We start from the raw sequence: 18,220 nt of genomic DNA, 5'->3' as shown, positions 1-18,220 counted from the left end.
ACCGGCCGCTGGCGCAGGTCGCCTACGACCAGCGTTGATCGGAGGTGTTGTGAGCAGCCCGTGGACCGTGACGCCTGCCGTTTCAACCGTGCGCGCGTCGACTCTGCGCTCGTTCGCCGCGCAGGAGCGCCTGCACGAGGCCACCATCGGTGACCGAAGCAACCTCGGCGCGGACGCCATGCAGGGGGGAATGCGCGCGCTCGTGCGGGAGTCCTGGCAGCGCTCCATCTCGCTGAGGCTCGACCCGCTCACCGCCCAGGCGGACCCGACGCTGAGCAGCGACGAGGTGGCCCGCTTACGGGCCCGAAACCCTCTGGCCGGCGTGCTGCCGGTGATCAACACCCTGCTCGTGCGACATGCCACCGAGTTCGGTTTGATCGTGGCCGTCGCGGACGAGGCGGGGCGGCTGCTCTGGATCGACGGCGACAGCGCGGTTCGCACGAGCGCCGAGGAGATGCGCTTCGTGGTGGGTGCCGACTGGTCGGAGGCCCGGGTGGGCACGAGCGCCCCTGGCACGGCGTTGAAGCTCGATCACGGCATCCAGATCCAGCGCGCCGAGCATTTCAGCCAGCTTGCCCACCAGTTCAGTTGCACGGCCGTTCCCATTCACGACCCGGTCACCGGGGCCGTGCTCGGGGTCATCGATATCACCGGGGGAGACCAGGCGGTGGCCCCGCAGACATTGCCCCTGGTGGAGGCGGCGGTGGCGGCGCTCGAAGCCGAGCTGCGCATCCAGAGCCTCAGCGCGCCTCGACGGCCGGCCCCTCGGCCGTCCGGTTTCACCGCACCGGGGATGCTGCTCAGCGTGCTCGGCACCGAGAACGGCAGCCTGCGCGGCCACTCCGGCAGCGCCCCGCTCAGCCCGCGCCATGCCGAAATACTCCTGCTGCTCGCCTGGCACCGGCAGGGTCTGTCCGCCGAACGCCTCGCAGCGGCCCTGAGCGAGGACCAGCCGCACGCGGTGGAGAACCTGCGCGCGGAACTGGTGCGGTTGCGCAGGGTCCTGGCCGTCGACCATCCGCGGCTGCGCATCGGGTCACGCCCGTACCGGCTCGAGACCGACATCGACACGGATGCCGGGCGCCTTCTGGCGCTGCTGCGGCGCGGCGCGCACCGGATGGCCCTGGCCGCGTACCGAGGGCCGGTGCTCCCGGGCTCGGTGGCCCCTGGCGTCGTGGAAATCCGCACCGAGGTGACTCGCCGGCTGAGGGAGACCCTGCTCAGTGACGCATCCGTGGAGGTGCTGCTCGACTATGCAGCGACAGACGAGGCGGCCTGGGACAGCGAGGTCTGGCGTGCGTGCCGGGAGCTGCTGCCGGCCCGGTCACCGCAACGGGCCGCGGTGCTCGCCCGGCTCGTCCGTATCGAGCAGGAGGTCGGAACCGCTTCCGTGCGGTGAGCTGCGCTGTCAGCTCAGGATGCCGACGATCACGCCGATGTAGGCCAGGGTTCCCACCAGCCATACGCACACCACCACCGGGATCACCCGCGGCTCGAGGCGGCAGCGGAGGACCGCCGCCAGCAGGAAGACCACCGACAGCACGATCTCCAGCGACCAGTACACCGGGCTGGTGGTGTCGGCGACGGTGGTGAGCGCCCAGAGGCCCTCGCCCAGGAGGACTGCGCAGAGCGGAGTGACCGCGAGGGCCCGCCAGAGCGGTGGAGCATGGCGAACCAGGCCGGCGGTGGCACCGAGGAGCGGACCGCCGCCAGACCGGCCACGGTCCACACCGACGTGAACGGATCACCGTCGTCGAAGCCGCGCCACTCGCTCACAACACTGTAGGACTCGACCAGCAGCTGGAACACGAGCACGCCCAGAACCGCGGCGAAGACCGCGCGGGCACTACCCAGCCAGACGATCAGGAAGCAGAACATCGTCCAGCCGCCCACCGAGTTGCTCAGGGAATTCACCCACTCCGGGAGGTGCCCCTGGCCGAAACTGGTCAGACCGCCGATCAGTGCACCGCCGATCACCGCGATCAGGATGGCGTACAGCGATGACCTGAGGCTCTCGCGGTACCACCAGCCGGGCTCTCGTCTGTCCGCTGTGACGGTGCGGGAGGCTTCGAGGGTGACCATTCTCCCGACGTTAGACGGGGCATCCTCGGGTGTCGTCCTCCCTGCGGATGACGGGGTTGGGCCGGCCGGGTGACTTCCGCAACGTTTCGCAACCCTCACGTCCCTAGGCTCACAGCACGGTCCGCGCAGACGCGGACAGCCATCGACAGAGTCGTCGAACAAGGAGCGAAATGACCGTTTACGCCGCCCCCGGCACGCCGGGCGCCAAAGTCACCTTCAAGTCCCGCTACGAGAACTGGATCGGAGGCGAATGGGTGCCGCCGGTCAGGGGCCAGTATTTCGAAGACATCTCCCCGGTCAACGGCAAGCCCTTCACCGAAGTCGCCCGCAGCACGCACGAGGACATCGACCTCGCCCTCGACGCGGCGCACAAGGCCGCTCCGGCCTGGGGCAAGACGACGGCCACCCAGCGGGCCGCAGTGCTCAACAAGATGGCGGATGTCATCGACAAGAATCTCGAACTGCTGGCCGTGGCCGAGAGCTGGGACAACGGCAAGCCCATCCGGGAGCCGCTGAACGCCGACCTGCCGCTGGCTGCGGACCACTTCCGTTACTTCGCCGCCGCCATCCGCGCACAGGACGGCGACCACGCCGAACTCGACAACGACACCGTCTCGTATCAGTTCCACGAGCCGCTCGGCGTGGTCGGGCAGATCATCCCGTGGAACTTCCCGATCCTGATGGCAGTGTGGAAGCTGGCCCCGGCCCTCGCCGCCGGCAACGCGGTGGTGCTCAAGCCCGCCGAGCAGACCCCCGCGTCGATCCTGGTGCTCATCGAGCTGATCGGCGACATCCTGCCGCCCGGCGTGCTGAACATCGTCAACGGCTTCGGCATCGAGGCCGGCAAGCCGCTGGCGTCGTCGAACCGTATCCGCAAGATCGCGTTCACCGGGGAGACCACCACGGGCCGGCTGATCCTGCAGTACGCCAGCGCCAACATCATCCCCTCCACCGTGGAGCTGGGTGGCAAGAGCGCGAACATCTTCTTCGACGACGTGGCCCAGAAGGACGACAGCTACTACGACAAGGCCCAGGAGGGCTTCGTGCTGTTCGCCTTCAACCAGGGCGAGGTGTGCACCTGCCCGAGCCGGGCCCTCCTGCACAAGCCCATCTACGACAGCTTCCTCGGCGGCGCCATCGAGCGCACCAAGCTCGCGATCCAGGGCAACCCGCTGGACACCGACACGCAGGTGGGAGCGCAGGCCAGCAACGACCAGCTCGAGAAGATCCTCTCCTACATCGACATCGGCAAGAAGGAGGGCGCCAAGCTGCTGCTCGGTGGCGAACAGCTCGATCTGGGCGGTGACCTGGCCGGCGGCTACTACGTGCAGCCGACGATCTTCGAGGGCCAGAACAAGATGCGCATCTTCCAGGAGGAGATCTTCGGCCCGGTCGTGGCCGTGACCAGCTTCGAGGACTACGACGACGCCATCTCCATCGCCAACGACACCCTGTACGGTCTCGGTGCCGGCGTGTGGTCGCGCAACGGGAACATCGCCTACCGGGCCGGCCGCGACCTGCATGCCGGCCGGGTCTGGGTGAACAACTACCACAACTACCCGGCTGGAGCCGCTTTCGGCGGATACAAGAGCTCCGGTATCGGCCGAGAGAACAACAAGCTCGCCCTGGGGCACTACCAGCAGACGAAGAACCTGCTCGTGTCCTACTCCGAAGACGCCCTGGGCTTCTTCTAAGCCGTACCCCGGTGCCGGCCGGGACGGCCACCCGAAGGCCATCCCGGTCGGCACCACCACCCGCACACCCACCCGCAGCACACACCACCTCCGGAGGGACCCCTGATGACCGACCTCATCACGCCCGAACCCGATGCGCCGACCACGCCCGCCAGCGCCGTCGACGCCACCATCACCATCCCGGGGGAGACCCGGTCACGGGTGGCGCTCACCCAGGCCACGGTCGACCTGCTGCGCAGCCTCTGGGAGGAGCACGGACCGCTCATGTTCCACCAGTCCGGCGGATGTTGCGACGGGAGCTCACCCATGTGCTTCCCGGCGGGGGAGTTCATCACCTCAGATCAGGACGTCCTGCTCGGCCGGTTGGACATCGCACCGGCCGGTGACCCCGAGCAGGTCATCGACTTCTGGATCTCGGCCGAACAGTTCGAGTACTGGAGCCACACCGCTCTGCTGATCGACACCGTGCCCGGTCGCGGCGGGGGATTCTCGGCCGAGGCTCCGCGCGGGGTGCGTTTCATCATCCGTTCGGAGCTGATGGAGTCCTTCGCCGATTGACCCTGCAACAGGCCGGGCCGCACGCCGGGCCTAGGCTGGGTGCATGCGCACAGTCCTCGTCCTGAACGGTCCCAACCTCGGCCGCCTCGGCAGCCGTGAACCGGATGTCTACGGATCCGCCAACCTCGACGACCTGCGTGCGCTGCTCACCGCGGCCACCCCTGACGACGTCACCGTGGACCTCCGGCAGACCGACGACGAGGCCGAACTCATCCACTGGCTCTACGAGGCCGTGGACACCGGCACCCCCGTGGTGCTGAACCCCGCCGCGTTCACGCACTACAGCTACGCGCTGCGCGACGCCGCGGCCCTGGTCACCAAGGCGGGGATCCCGCTCGTCGAGGTGCACATCTCCAACCCGCACGCCCGCGAAACCTTCCGGCACACGAGCGTGGTCAGCGCCGTGGCCACCGGTGTCATCGCCGGCTTCGGCTTCGATTCCTACCGTCTGGCCGTGGACTACATCGTCCGGCTCGGCTGAGCCTGAAGCCACCGGCCGGTTTCGAATCGGCCATTCCCGGCGTGTCGGCTACACTCGTCTGAGGCCTTTGGCCATGCACCTTCCCAATTGAATCGAACGGAACACCTCTTCATGGCATCTACCGCCGACATTCGAAATGGCGTCGTCCTCAACATCGACAAGCAGCTGTGGGCCGTCATCGAGTTCCAGCACGTCAAGCCCGGCAAGGGTGGCGCCTTCGTGCGCACCAAGCTGAAGAACGTCGTCACCGGCAAGACGGTCGACCGTACCTTCAACGCCGGCGCGAAAATCGAGACCGAGAACGTCGACCGCCGCGACTTCCAGTACCTCTACGCGGATGGCGACTCCTACGTCTTCATGGACGTCGCGGACTACGACCAGCTCACCGTCTCCTCCACCGTGGTCGGCGACGCCGCCAACTTCATGCTGGAGAACCAGGCCGTGACTGTCGCGCTGCACGACGGCAACCCGCTCTACGTCGAGCTGCCTGCTTCCGTGACCCTCGAGATCACCTACACCGAGCCGGGCCTGCAGGGCGACCGCTCCACCGGCGGCACCAAGCCTGCCACCGTCGAAACCGGTTACCAGATCCAGGTGCCGCTGTTCCTCGAGCAGGGCACCAAGGTCAAGGTCGACACCCGCACCGGTGACTACCTCGGCCGCGTCAACTAGTGAGCGCCCGAACCAAAGCGCGCAAGCGCGCGATCGACATCCTGTACGCCGCGGACATCCGCCAGTCGACGATTCAGCAGTCGCTGGCGATGGAAGCCGAACGTGCCGCGAGCGAACCCGCCCGCATGGCGTCGTGGCTGTACGCCCGGGACATCGTGGACGGCGTGGTCGACCACCGCGACGAGATCGACGAACTGATCGAGACGTATTCGCAGGGCTGGACGCTCTCGCGGATGCCCACGATCGACCGGGCCATCCTGCGTATCGGCATCTGGGAGATCCTGTACAACGACGCCGTGCCGCACGCCGTCGCGATCGACGAAGCCGTCGAGGCTGCCAAGGTGCTCTCGACGGATGACTCCGCCGGGTTCGTCAACGGACTGCTCGGCCGGATCGCCCAGACGGCTCCGTCCGTTTAGAGCCGTCCGTTTAGAGCCGTCCGTTTAGAATTCTCGATCGCCCGTACCGGGCGTCGTGGATGCCGGGTGGGTGACGGCAGGTCACGTGAAGCGCACTGCCGGACCGGCCGCCATCGCGGCCGGTCCGGACATACGAGGGGGAGACCATGACCGAGCACACTGATCCTGAACAGATTGGCGTTGAACCGACTGGGGTTGAGCGCACTGCCCAGACAGGTACCGGAGCCGGGTACACCGGCGGCGCCAACCAACCGGTGACCTACCCCGGTGCCCCCCACGTGCCGGCCATCCCGCCCCGCACCAACACCCTCGCCATCGTCTCGCTGGTCACCGGGTTCTGCTGCTCTCTCGCTGCCGTGATCACCGGGCACATCGCCCTGGCGCAGGTGAAGCGCACGGGCGAGGCGGGCCGCAATCTGGCCATCGCCGGCCTGGTCCTCGGCTACATCGGAATCGGGATCACGACCCTGATCCTGGTCCTGGCCCTGACCTTCGCCGCAGCCTTCAGCACGCTGTTCGGGGTCCTCGGCGGGATCAACGGGAACAACGGCTCCTCGTCGAGCATCGTCGCCGGACAGGTCGGTGCCGCCTACCTCGATGACGGCTACCTCCTGGTGGGTACCGGCAACACCGTGGTGGACCTCTACATCGACCCGATGTGCCCCTACTGCGGCCAGTTCGACGCCGCGAACGGAGCCACCCTCGCCGCTCTCGTGGACAACGGCGCCATCACGCTGCGCCTGCACGCTCTCACCTTCCTCGACCAGGCATCCGCGGGCAGCGAGTACTCGTCGCGGGCGTCAGCCGCTCTCACGTGTGTGGCCGCGACCAACCCGGATTCGACGCTGGACTACCTCACCGCCCTGTTCGGCGACCAGCCCATCGAGGGAACCACCGGGCTCACCGACGACGAGCTGATCGCCCTGTCCGTGGGCGCGGACTCAATCAGCGATTGCGTCACGAGCGGGCGCTACCTGGCCTGGTCGCAGCAGAACACCGACAACGCCCTGAACGGCCCGATCCCCGGGTCCGACCTTCCCTCGCTGCAGGGCACGCCGACCGCCCTCGTCGACGGGCGTCAGTACCTGGGAGCCATCGACGACCCGCAGGCGTTCGCCGACTTCGTTCTCGGCGTCACGTCCTGACCAGGCCGGTCGGACATCAGGTGTCCAGGGTGATGCTGGGCACAAAGCCCGCGATGGATGCCCACAGCTTCACGTCATCGCCGGCCTGACGCACGTACGCGGCACCGGATCGATCCCGGCATTCGAACGAGATCTGCGCCTCCAGCGCCACGCCGATGGCGTAGGTGTGCCCACCCCGCAACTGCAGCGTGGTGCTGAGGTCGGTGAACGCGTGGCGCTGTGAGCTGATCGGGGACCCGCCCCGCCCGCTTTCGTCGAAAGCGAAGAGGGTGCGTGACCCGAACGGGCTGAGCAGGTCCCAGGCGCCCGTCACCGGATCGATCTCCCACCCGCCGATATAGGCCGTGCCCCGGTAGGAGAAGGCCGCGTAACCGATCGGTCCGGCCGGAAGGAACCACCACCGGCTTTCCGCCACCAACTCGACCGCAGCCGTGGCGGTGACCGACGACAGGCTCGCCCGCGGAACGAGCGTCACCCCGGTGCCGGCGAAGCCGATATAGCCGACGTCCATCGGCGAGGCGTTGACCCAGCTGAAGAGCTGGCCGGTCTTCTCGGATGCGTCACTGCCGTCGGGCGCGCCGTCCCGACCGTTCGCCCAGCGGTACCGATAGCGGTGGTCGTCGGGTGGCGGAGAGCTCCAATAGGAGCGATAGTCGGCCGCCGCGGGAATGTAGAGGTCTTCCGGCCAGGACACGACGAACGGGGCCCGGGGACGGAAGTAGTGGTCGAAGAGGGCCTGTCGATACTGTTTCACTCCGGTCAGGGTGCGGTCGAGGTCGCCGGAATCGACCTCGATCTCCCGGTGGATCGCCTCGATCTCCCGACGCCGCACAAAACTGATGGGCCCCGCGGGCGCGCTCACTTCCGACTCGACGGCGGATGGCCGGCGGGGCTCGGTCTGCCCGGTCGCGGCCGTCTCGGTGGGCTCCCGCCGGTTCTGCCGGTGGGTTCCCGCGGGTTCGCCTGGAGCGCTGCCTGGATTGGCTCGCTCTGGGTCCGGATCCACGACATCACCTTCCTCTGTCGCCCTCGCCCCTCTGTCGCCCTCATCGGAGCGGGAGGCGTTCGCCCAGCAGCGTAATCGGGCAGCCGCCATCGCGCGAGGTGCCCTCGGGCCGGCCCGGGCGAAGTGGCCGCTCTCGTCGGTCGACCTGCTCGTCGGTCGGGTCGTCGAGACCCGGTGACTCGTCCTGCGGAAGGTTCCCGCCTCGTCGGTCGAGCCTGTCGAGACCCGGTTAGCGGATCTCGAGGCACGTCACGAGGTCTCCTCAGGAAGCGCGGGTCGGGCGGAAGCGGGGGCAGTGTGGCGGGATGCTAGGGTCGTAGGGTACTAAGACCTACTTTAAGAGCCGTCCTGTGAGACGGGAAAGGAGGTTGGTTTGACGGAGCGCACTGTGCTCACCCAGGCTGACATCACCCGTGCGTTGACTCGGATCTCTCACGAGATCCTGGAGTCCAATCGAGGAGCGGAGAACCTGGTCATTCTGGGCATCCCCACCAGGGGAGTCGCCCTGGCCCGGCGCATCGCCGAAATCATCCAGCGCATCGAGCCCACCTCGGCCGCCGTGCGGGTCGGTTCGCTCGACGTGACGATGTACCGCGACGACCTCGCCCACACCCGCACCCGCACGCCCTCGCCCACGCAGGTTCCCGGCAGCATCGACGGCGCCACTGTGGTGCTCGTCGACGACGTGCTCTACTCCGGCCGCACCATCCGCGCCGCACTCGACGCCCTCGGCGACCACGGCCGGCCCAGTGTGGTGCGCCTCGCGGTGCTCGTCGACCGCGGCCACCGCGAACTTCCGATCCGCGCCGACTTCGTGGGCAAGAACCTGCCCAGCGCCAGCCACGAACGCATCAACGTGCACGTCACCGAGATCGACGGTGACGAGTTCGTGAGCATCGACGGCGGCAGCGACGACGGCGACGGTAGCCACGGCGACAGCGACAGCACCGACACCCGCGCAGCAACCGACGGGGGCACCCAGTGAAGCACCTGCTCTCCACCAAGGCCCTGAGCCGCGACGAGGCCGTCGGCCTGCTCGACATCGCCGAAGACATGGCGGATGTGGCCAACCGCGAGGTGAAAAAGCTCCCGACCCTGCGCGGCAAGACGGTGGTGAACCTGTTCTTCGAGGACTCCACCCGCACCCGTATCTCGTTCGAGGCCGCCGCCAAGCGTCTCAGCGCCGACGTGATCAACTTCAGCGCCAAGGGCTCCAGCGTCTCCAAAGGCGAAAGCCTCAAGGACACCGCGCAGACCCTGGCCGCGATGGGCGCCGACGGCGTCGTCATCCGCCACCCCGCCTCCGGCGCCCCGCAGGTGCTGGCCGGCAGCGGCTGGATCGACGCCGGCATCATCAACGCGGGCGACGGCACCCACGAGCACCCCACCCAGGCGCTGCTCGACGCCTTCACCATCCGCCGTCGCCTGCACGGCAGTGCGTCCCGCGGCCGTGGCCTCGACGGCGTCACCGTCACCATCGTCGGCGACATCCTGCACTCCCGTGTCGCCCGCTCCAACCTGTGGCTGCTCGACACCCTGGGCGCCCAGGTCACCTTCGTCGCCCCGCCCACGCTGGTGCCGGCCGACACATCCGCCTGGCCCGCCACCATCGGCTACGACCTGGACGCCGCCATCGACGCCGGCCCCGATGTCGTGATGATGCTGCGCATCCAGGCCGAACGGATGAACGCCGCGTTCTTCCCGAACAGCCGCGAATACTCCCGCCGCTGGGGCCTGGACGACGAGCGCTTCGCCCGGCTGTCGTCGCATAGCATTGTCATGCACCCCGGACCGATGAACCGCGGCCTGGAGATCTCCTCCGCCGCGGCAGACTCTGAACGGTCCACCGTGCGCGAACAGGTCGCAAACGGGGTCTCCGTGCGCATGGCGGCGTTGTACTTGCTGTTATCGGGCGACCGAGAGGATCACTGAATGTCGAGCGAACGAATGTCCAGCGAACGTTACCTCCTGCGCGGAGCCCAGCTCAGCGACGGAACCAGCACCGACCTGCTGCTGGCCGACGGTGTCATCACCGAAACCGGCCTGGGACTCTCGGATGTCGGTGCGACCGTGATCGACGCCGACGGCCTGATCGCCCTCCCCGGCCTGGTCGACCTGCACACCCACCTCCGTGAACCCGGTTACGAGCAGAGCGAAACCGTGCTCACCGGAAGCCACGCGGCGGCCATCGGCGGCTTCACGACGGTGTTCGCCATGGCCAACACCTCGCCGGTGCAGGACACCGCCGGCGTCGTCGAGCAGGTCCTCGCGCTCGGCGAGCGGGCCGGCTACGTCACCGTGCAGCCCATCGGAGCCGTCACCGTGGGTCTGGCCGGTGAACGACTCGCCGAACTCGGCGCCATGGCCGCCAGCCGCGCCCAGGTGCGCGTCTTCTCCGACGACGGCTTCTGCGTCTCCGACCCCCTGCTCATGCGCAGGGCCCTCGAGTACGTCAAGGCCTTCGACGGCGTCGTCGCCCAGCACTCCCAAGAACCGCGCCTCACCGTCGGCGCCCAGATGAACGAGGGCGCCCTGTCCGGCGAGCTCGGACTCACGGGCTGGCCGGCCGTGGCCGAGGAATCGATCATCGCCCGCGACGTGCTGCTGGCCGAACACGTCGGCTCGCGGCTGCACGTCTGCCACGTCTCCACGGCCGGCGCCGTCGACGTGGTGCGCTGGGCCAAGGCCCGGGGCATCAACGTCACCGCCGAGGTCACCCCGCACCACCTGCTGCTCACCGAGGAACTGGTCGCCGGTTACGACGCCCGGTACAAGGTCAACCCGCCGCTCCGCCGCCGGGAAGACGTGGACGCGCTGCGCCAGGGCCTGGCCGACGGCACCATCGACATCATCGCCACCGACCACGCACCCCACCCCACCGAGTCCAAGGACTGCGAATGGGATGCCGCCGCCAACGGGATGGTCGGCCTCGAATCCGCCCTCTCCGTGGCCCACGCCTCCGTGGTCGAGTCCGGCTACCTGAACTGGGCCGACCTGGTGCGGGTGTTCTCCACCACGCCGGCGCGCATCGGCCGCATCTCGGGTCACACCGGTCAGCTCACGGTCGGCTCCGCCGCCGAGATCACCCTGTACGACCCGAACGCCCGCCGGGTCTTCGGTCGCGAGAACCTCGTGGGCAAGGGCATCAACTCGCCCTACCTCGAGATGACCCTGCCCGGACAGGTCATGGCGACCTTCCACAACGGTTACGCCACCGTCCTGGACGGTGTGCTCCGCAGCCCGGCCGAGGTCCTCTCCGCACGGGGCACCGCAGCACGGAGCGCGCATGAGTAGCCGCACCGTCGCGACGCTCATCACCGCGCTGGTCCTGGTCGTCGTGCTGCTGCTGATGCTGCGCTCCTGGCGCCGCCGCAGCCGCCGGGATGCCGCTCTGCCCGCCGGCTACCCGCAGCCGGCCACCGGCAGCCACGAACTCGCCTCGGCCGCGGCCCTCTATGTGGCCACGACGCCCAGGGACCAACCGCTTGAGCGCCTCAACATCCCCGGGCTCGGCTTCCGCGCGCGCGGGGGAGTGTCCGTCACCGAACAGGGTGTGCTCCTCGAGCTCGCGGGCTCTGCGGCACTCTTCATCCCCGCGGATGCCGTCGAGCTCGTCACCCATGCCACCTGGGCCATCGACCGCGCCGTCGAACCCGGCGGGCTGCTGCTGCTCGGCTGGCGGTTGAACCGGACGGACGGCCAGGACGGTCCGGCCGGCACCGCAGACCCTGACGCCCCCGCGAGCGTCGACAGCTACTTCCGTTTCAGCGACCCCGCCGATCGCACAGCGATCAGCGAGGCCATCACCACTCTCACCGGGCGTGCCACTGGCACCCCCGGCAGTACAGCATTCGGCACCGAAGAAAGTGAGGTGTAGCCCGTGAGCTACCCAACAAACACACCGGCCCCGGCCGTGCTCGTCCTCGAAGACGGCAGCCGCTACGTGGGACGCGCCTACGGCAGCCGTGGCCAGACCCTCGGTGAGATCGTCTTCGCCACCGGCATGACCGGTTACCAGGAGACCCTCACCGACCCGTCCTACGCCGGCCAGATCGTCCTCATGACGGCCCCGCACATCGGCAACACCGGTGCGAACGACGAAGACATGGAATCATCCAGAATCTGGGTCTCCGGCTTCGTGGTGCGCGAGCCCGCCCGCACGCCCTCCAACTTCCGGTCCCAGCGCAGCCTCGACACCGACCTCGAGTCGAACGGCGTCGTGGGCATCAGCGGCATCGACACCCGCGCGATCACCCGGCACATCAGGTCGCTCGGCGCCATGCGCAGCGGCATCTTCTCGGGCGACCGCTACGACATCTCCGAGGGCGAACAGCTCGAACTCGTCCGCGGCGGCGCGAGCATGCGCGGCCGCAACCTCTCCGACGAGGTCTCCACCGTCGAGCCCTACTCCCTGCCCGCGCAGGGCGAGCGCATCGGCTCCGTCGCCGTGCTCGACCTCGGCGTGAAGACCTCCACCCTCAACTACCTCGCCGCTCAAGGCTTCGAGGTGTTCGTGCTGCCCCAGTCGGTCACCGCCGAGCACGTTCTCTCGCTCAACCCGTCCGCCCTGTTCTTCTCGAACGGACCCGGCGACCCCGCCGCCAGCGACGCCCACGTCACGCTCCTGCAGGAGGTGCTGCGCGCCGGGGTGCCGTACTTCGGCATCTGCTTCGGCAACCAGCTGCTCGGCCGGGCCCTCGGCTTCAGCACCTACAAGCTGCCCTTCGGCCACCGCGGCATCAACCAGCCGGTGCTCGACAAGGCCACCGGCCGGGTGGAGATCACCTCGCAGAACCACGGTTTCGCCGTGGACATGCCCATCGAGGGCATCAGCGAGTCCCGCACCGGCTTCGGCCGGGTGGAAGTGAGCCATTACAGCCTCAACGACCAGGTCGTCGAGGGCATCCGGTGCCTGGACATCCCGGCATTCTCGGTGCAGTACCACCCGGAGTCCGCGGCCGGCCCGCACGACGCCAACTATCTTTTCGACAGGTTCAGGGATGTGGTTGTCGCGCACGCGGCGGCCGGAGCAGGAGACGCCAAGTAATGCCCAAGCGCGACGATATCAACAGCGTCCTCGTCATCGGAAGCGGCCCGATCGTCATCGGTCAGGCCTGCGAGTTCGACTACTCGGGCACCCAGGCCTGCCGGGTCCTGCGCGAGGAAGGCGTCCGCGTCATCCTGGTCAACTCCAACCCCGCAACCATCATGACCGACCCCGACTTCGCCGACGCGACGTACATCGAGCCGATCACCCCGGAGATCCTCGAGACCATCATCGCCAAGGAACGCCCGGATGCGATCCTGCCGACACTGGGCGGCCAGACCGCCCTCAACGCGGCCATCGCCCTGCACGAGCGCGGCATCCTGGAGAAGTACAACGTCGAACTGATCGGCGCCAAGTTCGAGGCCATCCAGAAGGGTGAGGACCGCCAGATCTTCAAGCAGCTGGTCCTCGACGCCGGCGCGGATGTGGCCAAGTCCTACATCGCCCACACCGTGGAAGAGGCCGTCGGCTTCGCCGAAGACCTCGGCTACCCGCTTGTGGTGCGCCCGTCCTTCACCATGGGCGGCCTCGGCTCCGGCTTCGCGTACACCGAGGAGGAGCTCCGCCGCATCGTCGGCGACGGCCTGCACCAAAGCCCGACCACCGAGGTGCTCCTCGAGGAGTCCATCCTGGGCTGGAAGGAATACGAGCTCGAGATGATGCGCGACACCGCCGACAACACGGTGGTCGTCTGCTCGATCGAGAACGTCGACCCCGTCGGCGTGCACACCGGCGACTCGATCACCGTCGCCCCCGCGCTCACCCTCACCGACCGCGAGTACCAGAAGCTGCGCGACATCGGCATCGACATCATCCGCGCCGTCGGCGTCGACACCGGTGGCTGCAACATCCAGTTCGCCATCGACCCGGCCAACGGCCGCATCATCGTCATCGAGATGAACCCGCGGGTCTCCCGCTCGTCCGCCCTGGCCAGCAAGGCCACCGGCTTCCCGATCGCCAAGATCGCCGCGAAGCTGGCCCTCGGCTACCGGCTCGACGAGATCCCCAACGACATCACCGGCGTCACCCCGGCCAGCTTCGAGCCCACGCTCGACTACGTCGTCGTCAAGGTGCCCCGGTTCGCGTTCGAGAAGTTCCCCAAGGCGGACCCGCGCCTGACCACCACCATGAAGTCGGTCGGCGAGGCCATGGCCATCGGCCGCAACTACGCCTCCGCCCTGCAGAAGGCGCTCCGCTCGCTCGAGAAGCGCGGCTCCTCGTTCCACTGGGGCGTGGAGAACCGCTCGGTCGAGGAGCTCCTCGAGATCGCCGAGGTGCCCACCGACGGGCGCATCGTCACCGTGCAGCAGGCGCTCCGCAAGGGCGCCACCATCGAGCAGCTCTTCGAAGCCACCAAGATCGACCCGTGGTTCCTCGACCAGATCGTGCTCATCAACGAGATCGCCGACGCCGTCGCCTCCTCGGACACCCTCGACACCGAGATCCTGCGCACCGCCAAGGACCACGGTTTCTCCGACGCTCAGATCGGCGAACTCCGCGGTTTCGGCGAAGCGGATGTGCGCAAGGTCCGGCACATCCTCGGGGTGCGCCCGGTCTTCAAGACCGTGGACACCTGCGCGGGCGAATTCCCCGCCCTCACCCCGTACCACTACTCGAGCTACGACCAGGAGACCGAGGTGATCCCGAGCGACCGCCGCAAGGTGGTCATCCTCGGATCCGGACCGAACCGCATCGGCCAGGGCGTCGAATTCGACTACTCCTGCGTGCACGCGTCCTTCGCCCTCTCCGAGGCCGGCTACGAGACAATCATGATCAACTGCAACCCGGAGACGGTCTCGACCGACTACGACACCAGCGACAGGCTCTACTTCGAGCCGCTCACCCTGGAGGACGTGCTGGAGATCATCCACGCCGAGAGCCAGAGCGGCGAGCTCGTGGGCGTCGTCGTGCAGCTCGGCGGCCAGACCGCGCTGGGCCTGGCCAAGGGCCTCGAGGCCGAGGGCATCCCGATCCTGGGCACCTCGCCGACCGCGATCGACCTGGCGGAGGAGCGCGGCCTGTTCAGCGGCATCCTCGCCGACGCGGGCCTGCTCGCTCCCCGCAACGGCACCGCCACCGACTACTCGGGTGCCGTCGTGGTGGCCGAGGAGATCGGCTACCCGGTGCTCGTGCGCCCCAGCTACGTGCTCGGCGGCCGCGGCATGGAGATCATCTACGACAGCGCCAGCCTGGCCGACTACTTCACCCGCATGCAGGGCCAGGGCATCATCGGCCCGTCGCACCCGCTGCTGGTGGACCGCTTCCTCGACGACGCCATCGAGATCGATGTGGACGCCATCTACGACGGTCACGAGCTCTACATCGGCGGCGTGATGGAGCACATCGAAGAGGCCGGCGTGCACTCCGGTGACTCCAGCTGCACCCTGCCGCCCGTCACCCTCGGCCGCGCCGAGATCGACCGGGTCCGCGACGCGACCCTGGCCATCGCCCAGGGCATCGGGGTGCGCGGCCTGCTCAACGTGCAGTTCGCCATCGGCGCCGGTGTGCTCTACGTGCTCGAGGCCAACCCGCGTGCCTCCCGCACCGTGCCGTTCGTCGCCAAGGCGCTCGGCATCACGCTGGCCAAGGCCGCGTCGCTCATCATGGTGGGCACCACGATCGCCGAGCTCAAGGCCAGCGGCCAGCTGCCGTTGATCGACGGTTCCCGGGTGCCGATGGACTCACCCGTCGCCGTCAAGGAAGCCGTGCTCCCGTTCAACCGGTTCCGCACCCGCGAAGGCCTGATCGTCGACTCCGTGCTCGGCCCGGAGATGCGTTCGACGGGCGAGGTCATGGGCATCGACCGCGACTTCCCGCGGGCCTTCGCCAAGAGCCAGCTCGCCGCGTACGGCGGAATCCCGCTCACCGGCACCGTCTTCGTCTCGGTCTCCGACCGCGACAAGCGCGCCGTGATCCTGCCGATGCTGCGCCTGTCGCAGCTCGGCTACACGATCATGGCCACCGAGGGAACCGCCGAAGTTTTGCAGCGAAACGGAATCGGGGCCACAGTGGTGGCAAAGTTCAGCGAAAAGGCCGATGAGTCCGTGGACACCGTCGTCGACCTGATCCGGCGCGAGGAGGTGCAGATCGTGATCAACACACCCAACGGTCGCACCGCACGCGCCGACGGCTACGAGATCCGGGCGGCCGCCGTGGCCGGCGACCTGCCGCTGTTCACCACGATCGCCGAGCTGAGTGCCGCTGTCGCCTCGATCGATTCCATCCGCACGGGCTTCGAAGTCACCAGCCTGCAGGAGTACCACACGAAACGGATGGCTGCCCTGTGACCCCAGCCGACGCCGTGAGCCAGACCGAACCGGTCGTATCCGCCGGTTCCTTCGGCGAACGCCTGAACGGGGCGTTCGGCCGGTTCGGCAGGCTCTGCGTCGGGATCGACCCGCACTCCTGGTTGCTCACCGAGTGGGGCCTGCCCGACACCGCCGCCGGAGCCGAGCGCTTCGGCCGGCTGGTCGTTGAGGCATCCGCCGGCCTGGTGGGCATTGTCAAGCCACAGGTGGCGTTCTACGAGCGGTTCGGCTCCGCCGGCTACCTCGCCCTCGAACGAGTGCTCGGCGACGCACGCGCCGCCGGGCTGCTGGTCATCGCCGATGTCAAACGCGGCGATCTGGGCACCAGCGTCGAGGCCTACGGGCAGGCCTGGCTCAGCCCTGGCTCACCGCTCGAGGCCGACGCGATCACCCTCAACCCGTACATGGGTGTGGGGTCGCTCGCGAGCACCATCGCCCTGGCCGCGGATGCGAACAAGGGACTTTTCCTGCTCGCGGCGACCTCCAACCCGGAGGCCGCCGCCCTGCAGCAGGCGGTGCTCGCCGGGGGAGCGCAGGCCGGACGCACCGTGGCCGCCTCGGTGCTCGACCAGGTGCAGGACATCAACTCGGCCGCGACCGGCCACGCGGGAATGGGCTCCGTCGGTGTGGTGCTCGGCGCCACCGTCGCCCTGGCCGATTTCGGCATCGACATCCACGCCCCGTCCACCGCCGTCACCACTCCGGTGCTCGCTCCGGGCTTCGGCCATCAGGGGGCGAATTCCGCCGATGTGGCGAGTTTGTTTGGCGGATACGCTCAAGGCGTTATCGTGAGTGAATCGCGCAGCGTGTTATCGGCAGGTCCACACCATGTTGCCGACGAGATAACACGCCGAGTAACCGAAGCTGGAGCGACCCGTGGCTGACAATCGCCCTACCCCACCCGACGTCGATCGCGTCGCGGCCTCCCGCGCCGCCGTTGCCGCCCGACGAGCCCGAGCTTTCGTGAAGGCCCAGGTCGCAGCCGGTGAGCGCACCGCGCTCGACGTGCTCGCCGCCGCCGTCAAGGACCCCAACGGGGTCGAGGGCCGACTGCGCGTCACCGAGCTGCTCGTGAGCATCCCGGCCATCGGGGTGACCAAGATGCAGCGCATCATGACGCGGCTGGAGATCTCGCCGTCCAAGCGCCTGGGCGGCCTCGGCAAGCACCAGCGCGACCGGCTCCGCGACTTCCTCGCCGCCCGGCCCACCAACCGCCGCGGCGCCCCGGACTCCCACCTCATCGTCCTCGCCGGCCCCACTGCCGTCGGCAAGGGAACCGTCGCCGCGTACATCCGCGAACACCGCCCCGAGGTGCACCTCTCTGTCTCGGCCACCACCCGTGCGCCCCGCGCGGGCGAGGTGGAGGGCGTGAGCTACTTCTTCGTGTCGGATGCCGAATTCGACCGCATGATCGCCGCCGGCGAGCTGCTCGAGTACGCGACCGTGCACAACGCCTACCGGTACGGAACCCCCCGCGGCCCCGTCGAAGCGGCGATCAAGGACGGCAACAGCGTTTTGCTGGAGATCGACATCCAGGGCGCCCGTGCCGTGCGCCGGGCCATGCCGGAGGCCCGACTGGTCTTCCTGCTGCCGCCCAGCTGGGACGAGCTGGTGCGCCGTCTGATCGGCCGGGGCACCGAGGATTCGGCCGAACAGAGCCGCCGGCTCGAGACCGCGAAGCTTGAATTGGCCGCTCAGGGCGAGTTCGATTACCGTGTCGTGAACACCGACGTGGCCGAAGCAGCCGAAGAAGTCGTAGACTTGATGAAGATTCGCACGTCAGCGACGCCGTCGTAGCGCCCACTGCA

At 68.4% G+C, this 18,220-nt stretch carries 16 protein-coding genes and 1 pseudogene; 15 read left to right on the top strand and 2 right to left on the bottom strand.

The genetic code is table 11. The features are described from left to right. Positions 1–49 precede the first annotated feature (49 nt). Positions 50–1,399 carry a GAF domain-containing protein gene (locus tag PA27867_RS09380; protein WP_236900672.1) on the top strand — a complete coding sequence of 450 codons (1,350 nt, stop codon included), beginning with the start codon at positions 50–52 and terminating at the stop codon, positions 1,397–1,399. 9 nt (positions 1,400–1,408) lie between these two features. Here PA27867_RS09380 and PA27867_RS21385 read toward each other — a convergent pair. Next, positions 1,409–2,082 (bottom strand): annotated as a pseudogene (locus PA27867_RS21385) (DUF6518 family protein). A 170-nt stretch (positions 2,083–2,252) separates the two neighbouring features. Between PA27867_RS21385 and PA27867_RS09370 the strand changes: the two are divergent. The 6 genes from PA27867_RS09370 to PA27867_RS09345 all read left to right on the top strand — a co-directional run bounded on the left by PA27867_RS09370 (position 2,253) and on the right by PA27867_RS09345 (position 7,051). Next, positions 2,253–3,776 (top strand): aldehyde dehydrogenase family protein, encoded by a 1,524-nt coding sequence (locus PA27867_RS09370; protein ID WP_066595672.1) that lies wholly within the window; start codon positions 2,253–2,255, stop codon positions 3,774–3,776. A 105-nt stretch (positions 3,777–3,881) separates the two neighbouring features. After that, positions 3,882–4,334 (top strand): DUF779 domain-containing protein, encoded by a 453-nt coding sequence (locus PA27867_RS09365; RefSeq protein WP_066595669.1) that lies wholly within the window; start codon positions 3,882–3,884, stop codon positions 4,332–4,334. Positions 4,335–4,377: 43 nt separating this feature from the next. Further along, positions 4,378–4,815 carry a type II 3-dehydroquinate dehydratase gene (gene aroQ / locus PA27867_RS09360; RefSeq protein WP_066595663.1) on the top strand — a complete coding sequence of 146 codons (438 nt, stop codon included), beginning with the start codon at positions 4,378–4,380 and terminating at the stop codon, positions 4,813–4,815. Between the two features lie 111 nt (positions 4,816–4,926). Continuing rightward, positions 4,927–5,487 carry an elongation factor P gene (gene efp / locus PA27867_RS09355; protein ID WP_066595661.1) on the top strand — a complete coding sequence of 187 codons (561 nt, stop codon included), beginning with the start codon at positions 4,927–4,929 and terminating at the stop codon, positions 5,485–5,487. Then, positions 5,487–5,906: a transcription antitermination factor NusB gene (gene nusB, locus PA27867_RS09350; protein ID WP_066595658.1), complete on the top strand. Its 420-nt coding sequence runs from the start codon at positions 5,487–5,489 to the stop codon at positions 5,904–5,906. The genes efp and nusB overlap by 1 nt, the downstream gene beginning before the upstream one ends. A gap of 146 nt (positions 5,907–6,052) precedes the next feature. Further along, a complete protein-coding gene (locus PA27867_RS09345; RefSeq protein WP_084020922.1) occupies positions 6,053–7,051 on the top strand; it encodes a DUF4190 domain-containing protein in 999 nt (332 codons plus the stop codon). A 16-nt stretch (positions 7,052–7,067) separates the two neighbouring features. On the opposite strand, the gene PA27867_RS09340 is transcribed toward PA27867_RS09345, so the two are convergent. Then, a complete protein-coding gene (locus PA27867_RS09340) occupies positions 7,068–8,057 on the bottom strand; it encodes a hypothetical protein (RefSeq protein WP_157109167.1) in 990 nt (329 codons plus the stop codon). A gap of 373 nt (positions 8,058–8,430) precedes the next feature. Here PA27867_RS09340 and pyrR point away from each other — a divergent pair, with 373 nt between their 5' ends. The 8 genes from pyrR to gmk are packed head-to-tail and all read left to right on the top strand — an operon-like array spanning position 8,431 to position 18,209. Further along, positions 8,431–9,042: a bifunctional pyr operon transcriptional regulator/uracil phosphoribosyltransferase PyrR gene (gene pyrR, locus PA27867_RS09335; RefSeq protein ID WP_066595646.1), complete on the top strand. Its 612-nt coding sequence runs from the start codon at positions 8,431–8,433 to the stop codon at positions 9,040–9,042. Further along, entirely contained in the window at positions 9,039–9,989 is a 951-nt protein-coding gene (locus PA27867_RS09330; protein ID WP_066595638.1) for an aspartate carbamoyltransferase catalytic subunit, read from the top strand. Before pyrR ends, PA27867_RS09330 begins: the two co-directional genes overlap by 4 nt. Then, positions 9,990–11,351 carry a dihydroorotase gene (locus PA27867_RS09325; protein WP_236900671.1) on the top strand — a complete coding sequence of 454 codons (1,362 nt, stop codon included), beginning with the start codon at positions 9,990–9,992 and terminating at the stop codon, positions 11,349–11,351. Further along, positions 11,344–11,934 (top strand): hypothetical protein, encoded by a 591-nt coding sequence (locus tag PA27867_RS09320; RefSeq protein WP_066595635.1) that lies wholly within the window; start codon positions 11,344–11,346, stop codon positions 11,932–11,934. Before PA27867_RS09325 ends, PA27867_RS09320 begins: the two co-directional genes overlap by 8 nt. A gap of 3 nt (positions 11,935–11,937) precedes the next feature. Then, the gene (carA, locus tag PA27867_RS09315; protein WP_236900670.1) at positions 11,938–13,104 is read left to right on the top strand and encodes a glutamine-hydrolyzing carbamoyl-phosphate synthase small subunit; all 1,167 of its coding nucleotides are present in this window, start codon (positions 11,938–11,940) and stop codon (positions 13,102–13,104) included. Continuing rightward, positions 13,104–16,391 (top strand): carbamoyl-phosphate synthase large subunit, encoded by a 3,288-nt coding sequence (gene carB, locus PA27867_RS09310; protein WP_066595633.1) that lies wholly within the window; start codon positions 13,104–13,106, stop codon positions 16,389–16,391. Before carA ends, carB begins: the two co-directional genes overlap by 1 nt. Next, positions 16,388–17,296, top strand: coding sequence for an orotidine-5'-phosphate decarboxylase (pyrF, locus tag PA27867_RS09305; protein WP_084020920.1), 909 nt, complete (start codon positions 16,388–16,390; stop codon positions 17,294–17,296). Before carB ends, pyrF begins: the two co-directional genes overlap by 4 nt. After that, positions 17,289–18,209, top strand: coding sequence for a guanylate kinase (gmk, locus tag PA27867_RS09300; protein WP_066595631.1), 921 nt, complete (start codon positions 17,289–17,291; stop codon positions 18,207–18,209). Before pyrF ends, gmk begins: the two co-directional genes overlap by 8 nt. The last annotated feature ends 11 nt before the right edge of the window (positions 18,210–18,220 follow it).

It is taken from the genome of Cryobacterium arcticum (assembly GCF_001679725.1).
GTDB lineage: Bacteria > Actinomycetota > Actinomycetes > Actinomycetales > Microbacteriaceae > Cryobacterium > Cryobacterium arcticum_A.
Note: the sequence above shows the minus strand (reverse complement) of the source record. Positions and strands in the feature narration are given on the sequence as shown.

Excerpts from the sequence above, each read along its gene's own strand:
- PA27867_RS09370 (WP_066595672.1), top strand. The coding sequence starts at position 2,253 with ATGACCGTTTACGCCGCCCCCGGCACGCCGGGCGCCAAAGTCACCTTC.
- PA27867_RS09365 (WP_066595669.1), top strand. The coding sequence starts at position 3,882 with ATGACCGACCTCATCACGCCCGAACCCGATGCGCCGACCACGCCCGCC.
- aroQ (WP_066595663.1), top strand. The coding sequence starts at position 4,378 with ATGCGCACAGTCCTCGTCCTGAACGGTCCCAACCTCGGCCGCCTCGGC.
- efp (WP_066595661.1), top strand. The coding sequence starts at position 4,927 with ATGGCATCTACCGCCGACATTCGAAATGGCGTCGTCCTCAACATCGAC.
- PA27867_RS09345 (WP_084020922.1), top strand. The coding sequence starts at position 6,053 with ATGACCGAGCACACTGATCCTGAACAGATTGGCGTTGAACCGACTGGG.
- PA27867_RS09325 (WP_236900671.1), top strand. The coding sequence starts at position 9,990 with ATGTCGAGCGAACGAATGTCCAGCGAACGTTACCTCCTGCGCGGAGCC.
- PA27867_RS09320 (WP_066595635.1), top strand. The coding sequence starts at position 11,344 with ATGAGTAGCCGCACCGTCGCGACGCTCATCACCGCGCTGGTCCTGGTC.
- carB (WP_066595633.1), top strand. The coding sequence starts at position 13,104 with ATGCCCAAGCGCGACGATATCAACAGCGTCCTCGTCATCGGAAGCGGC.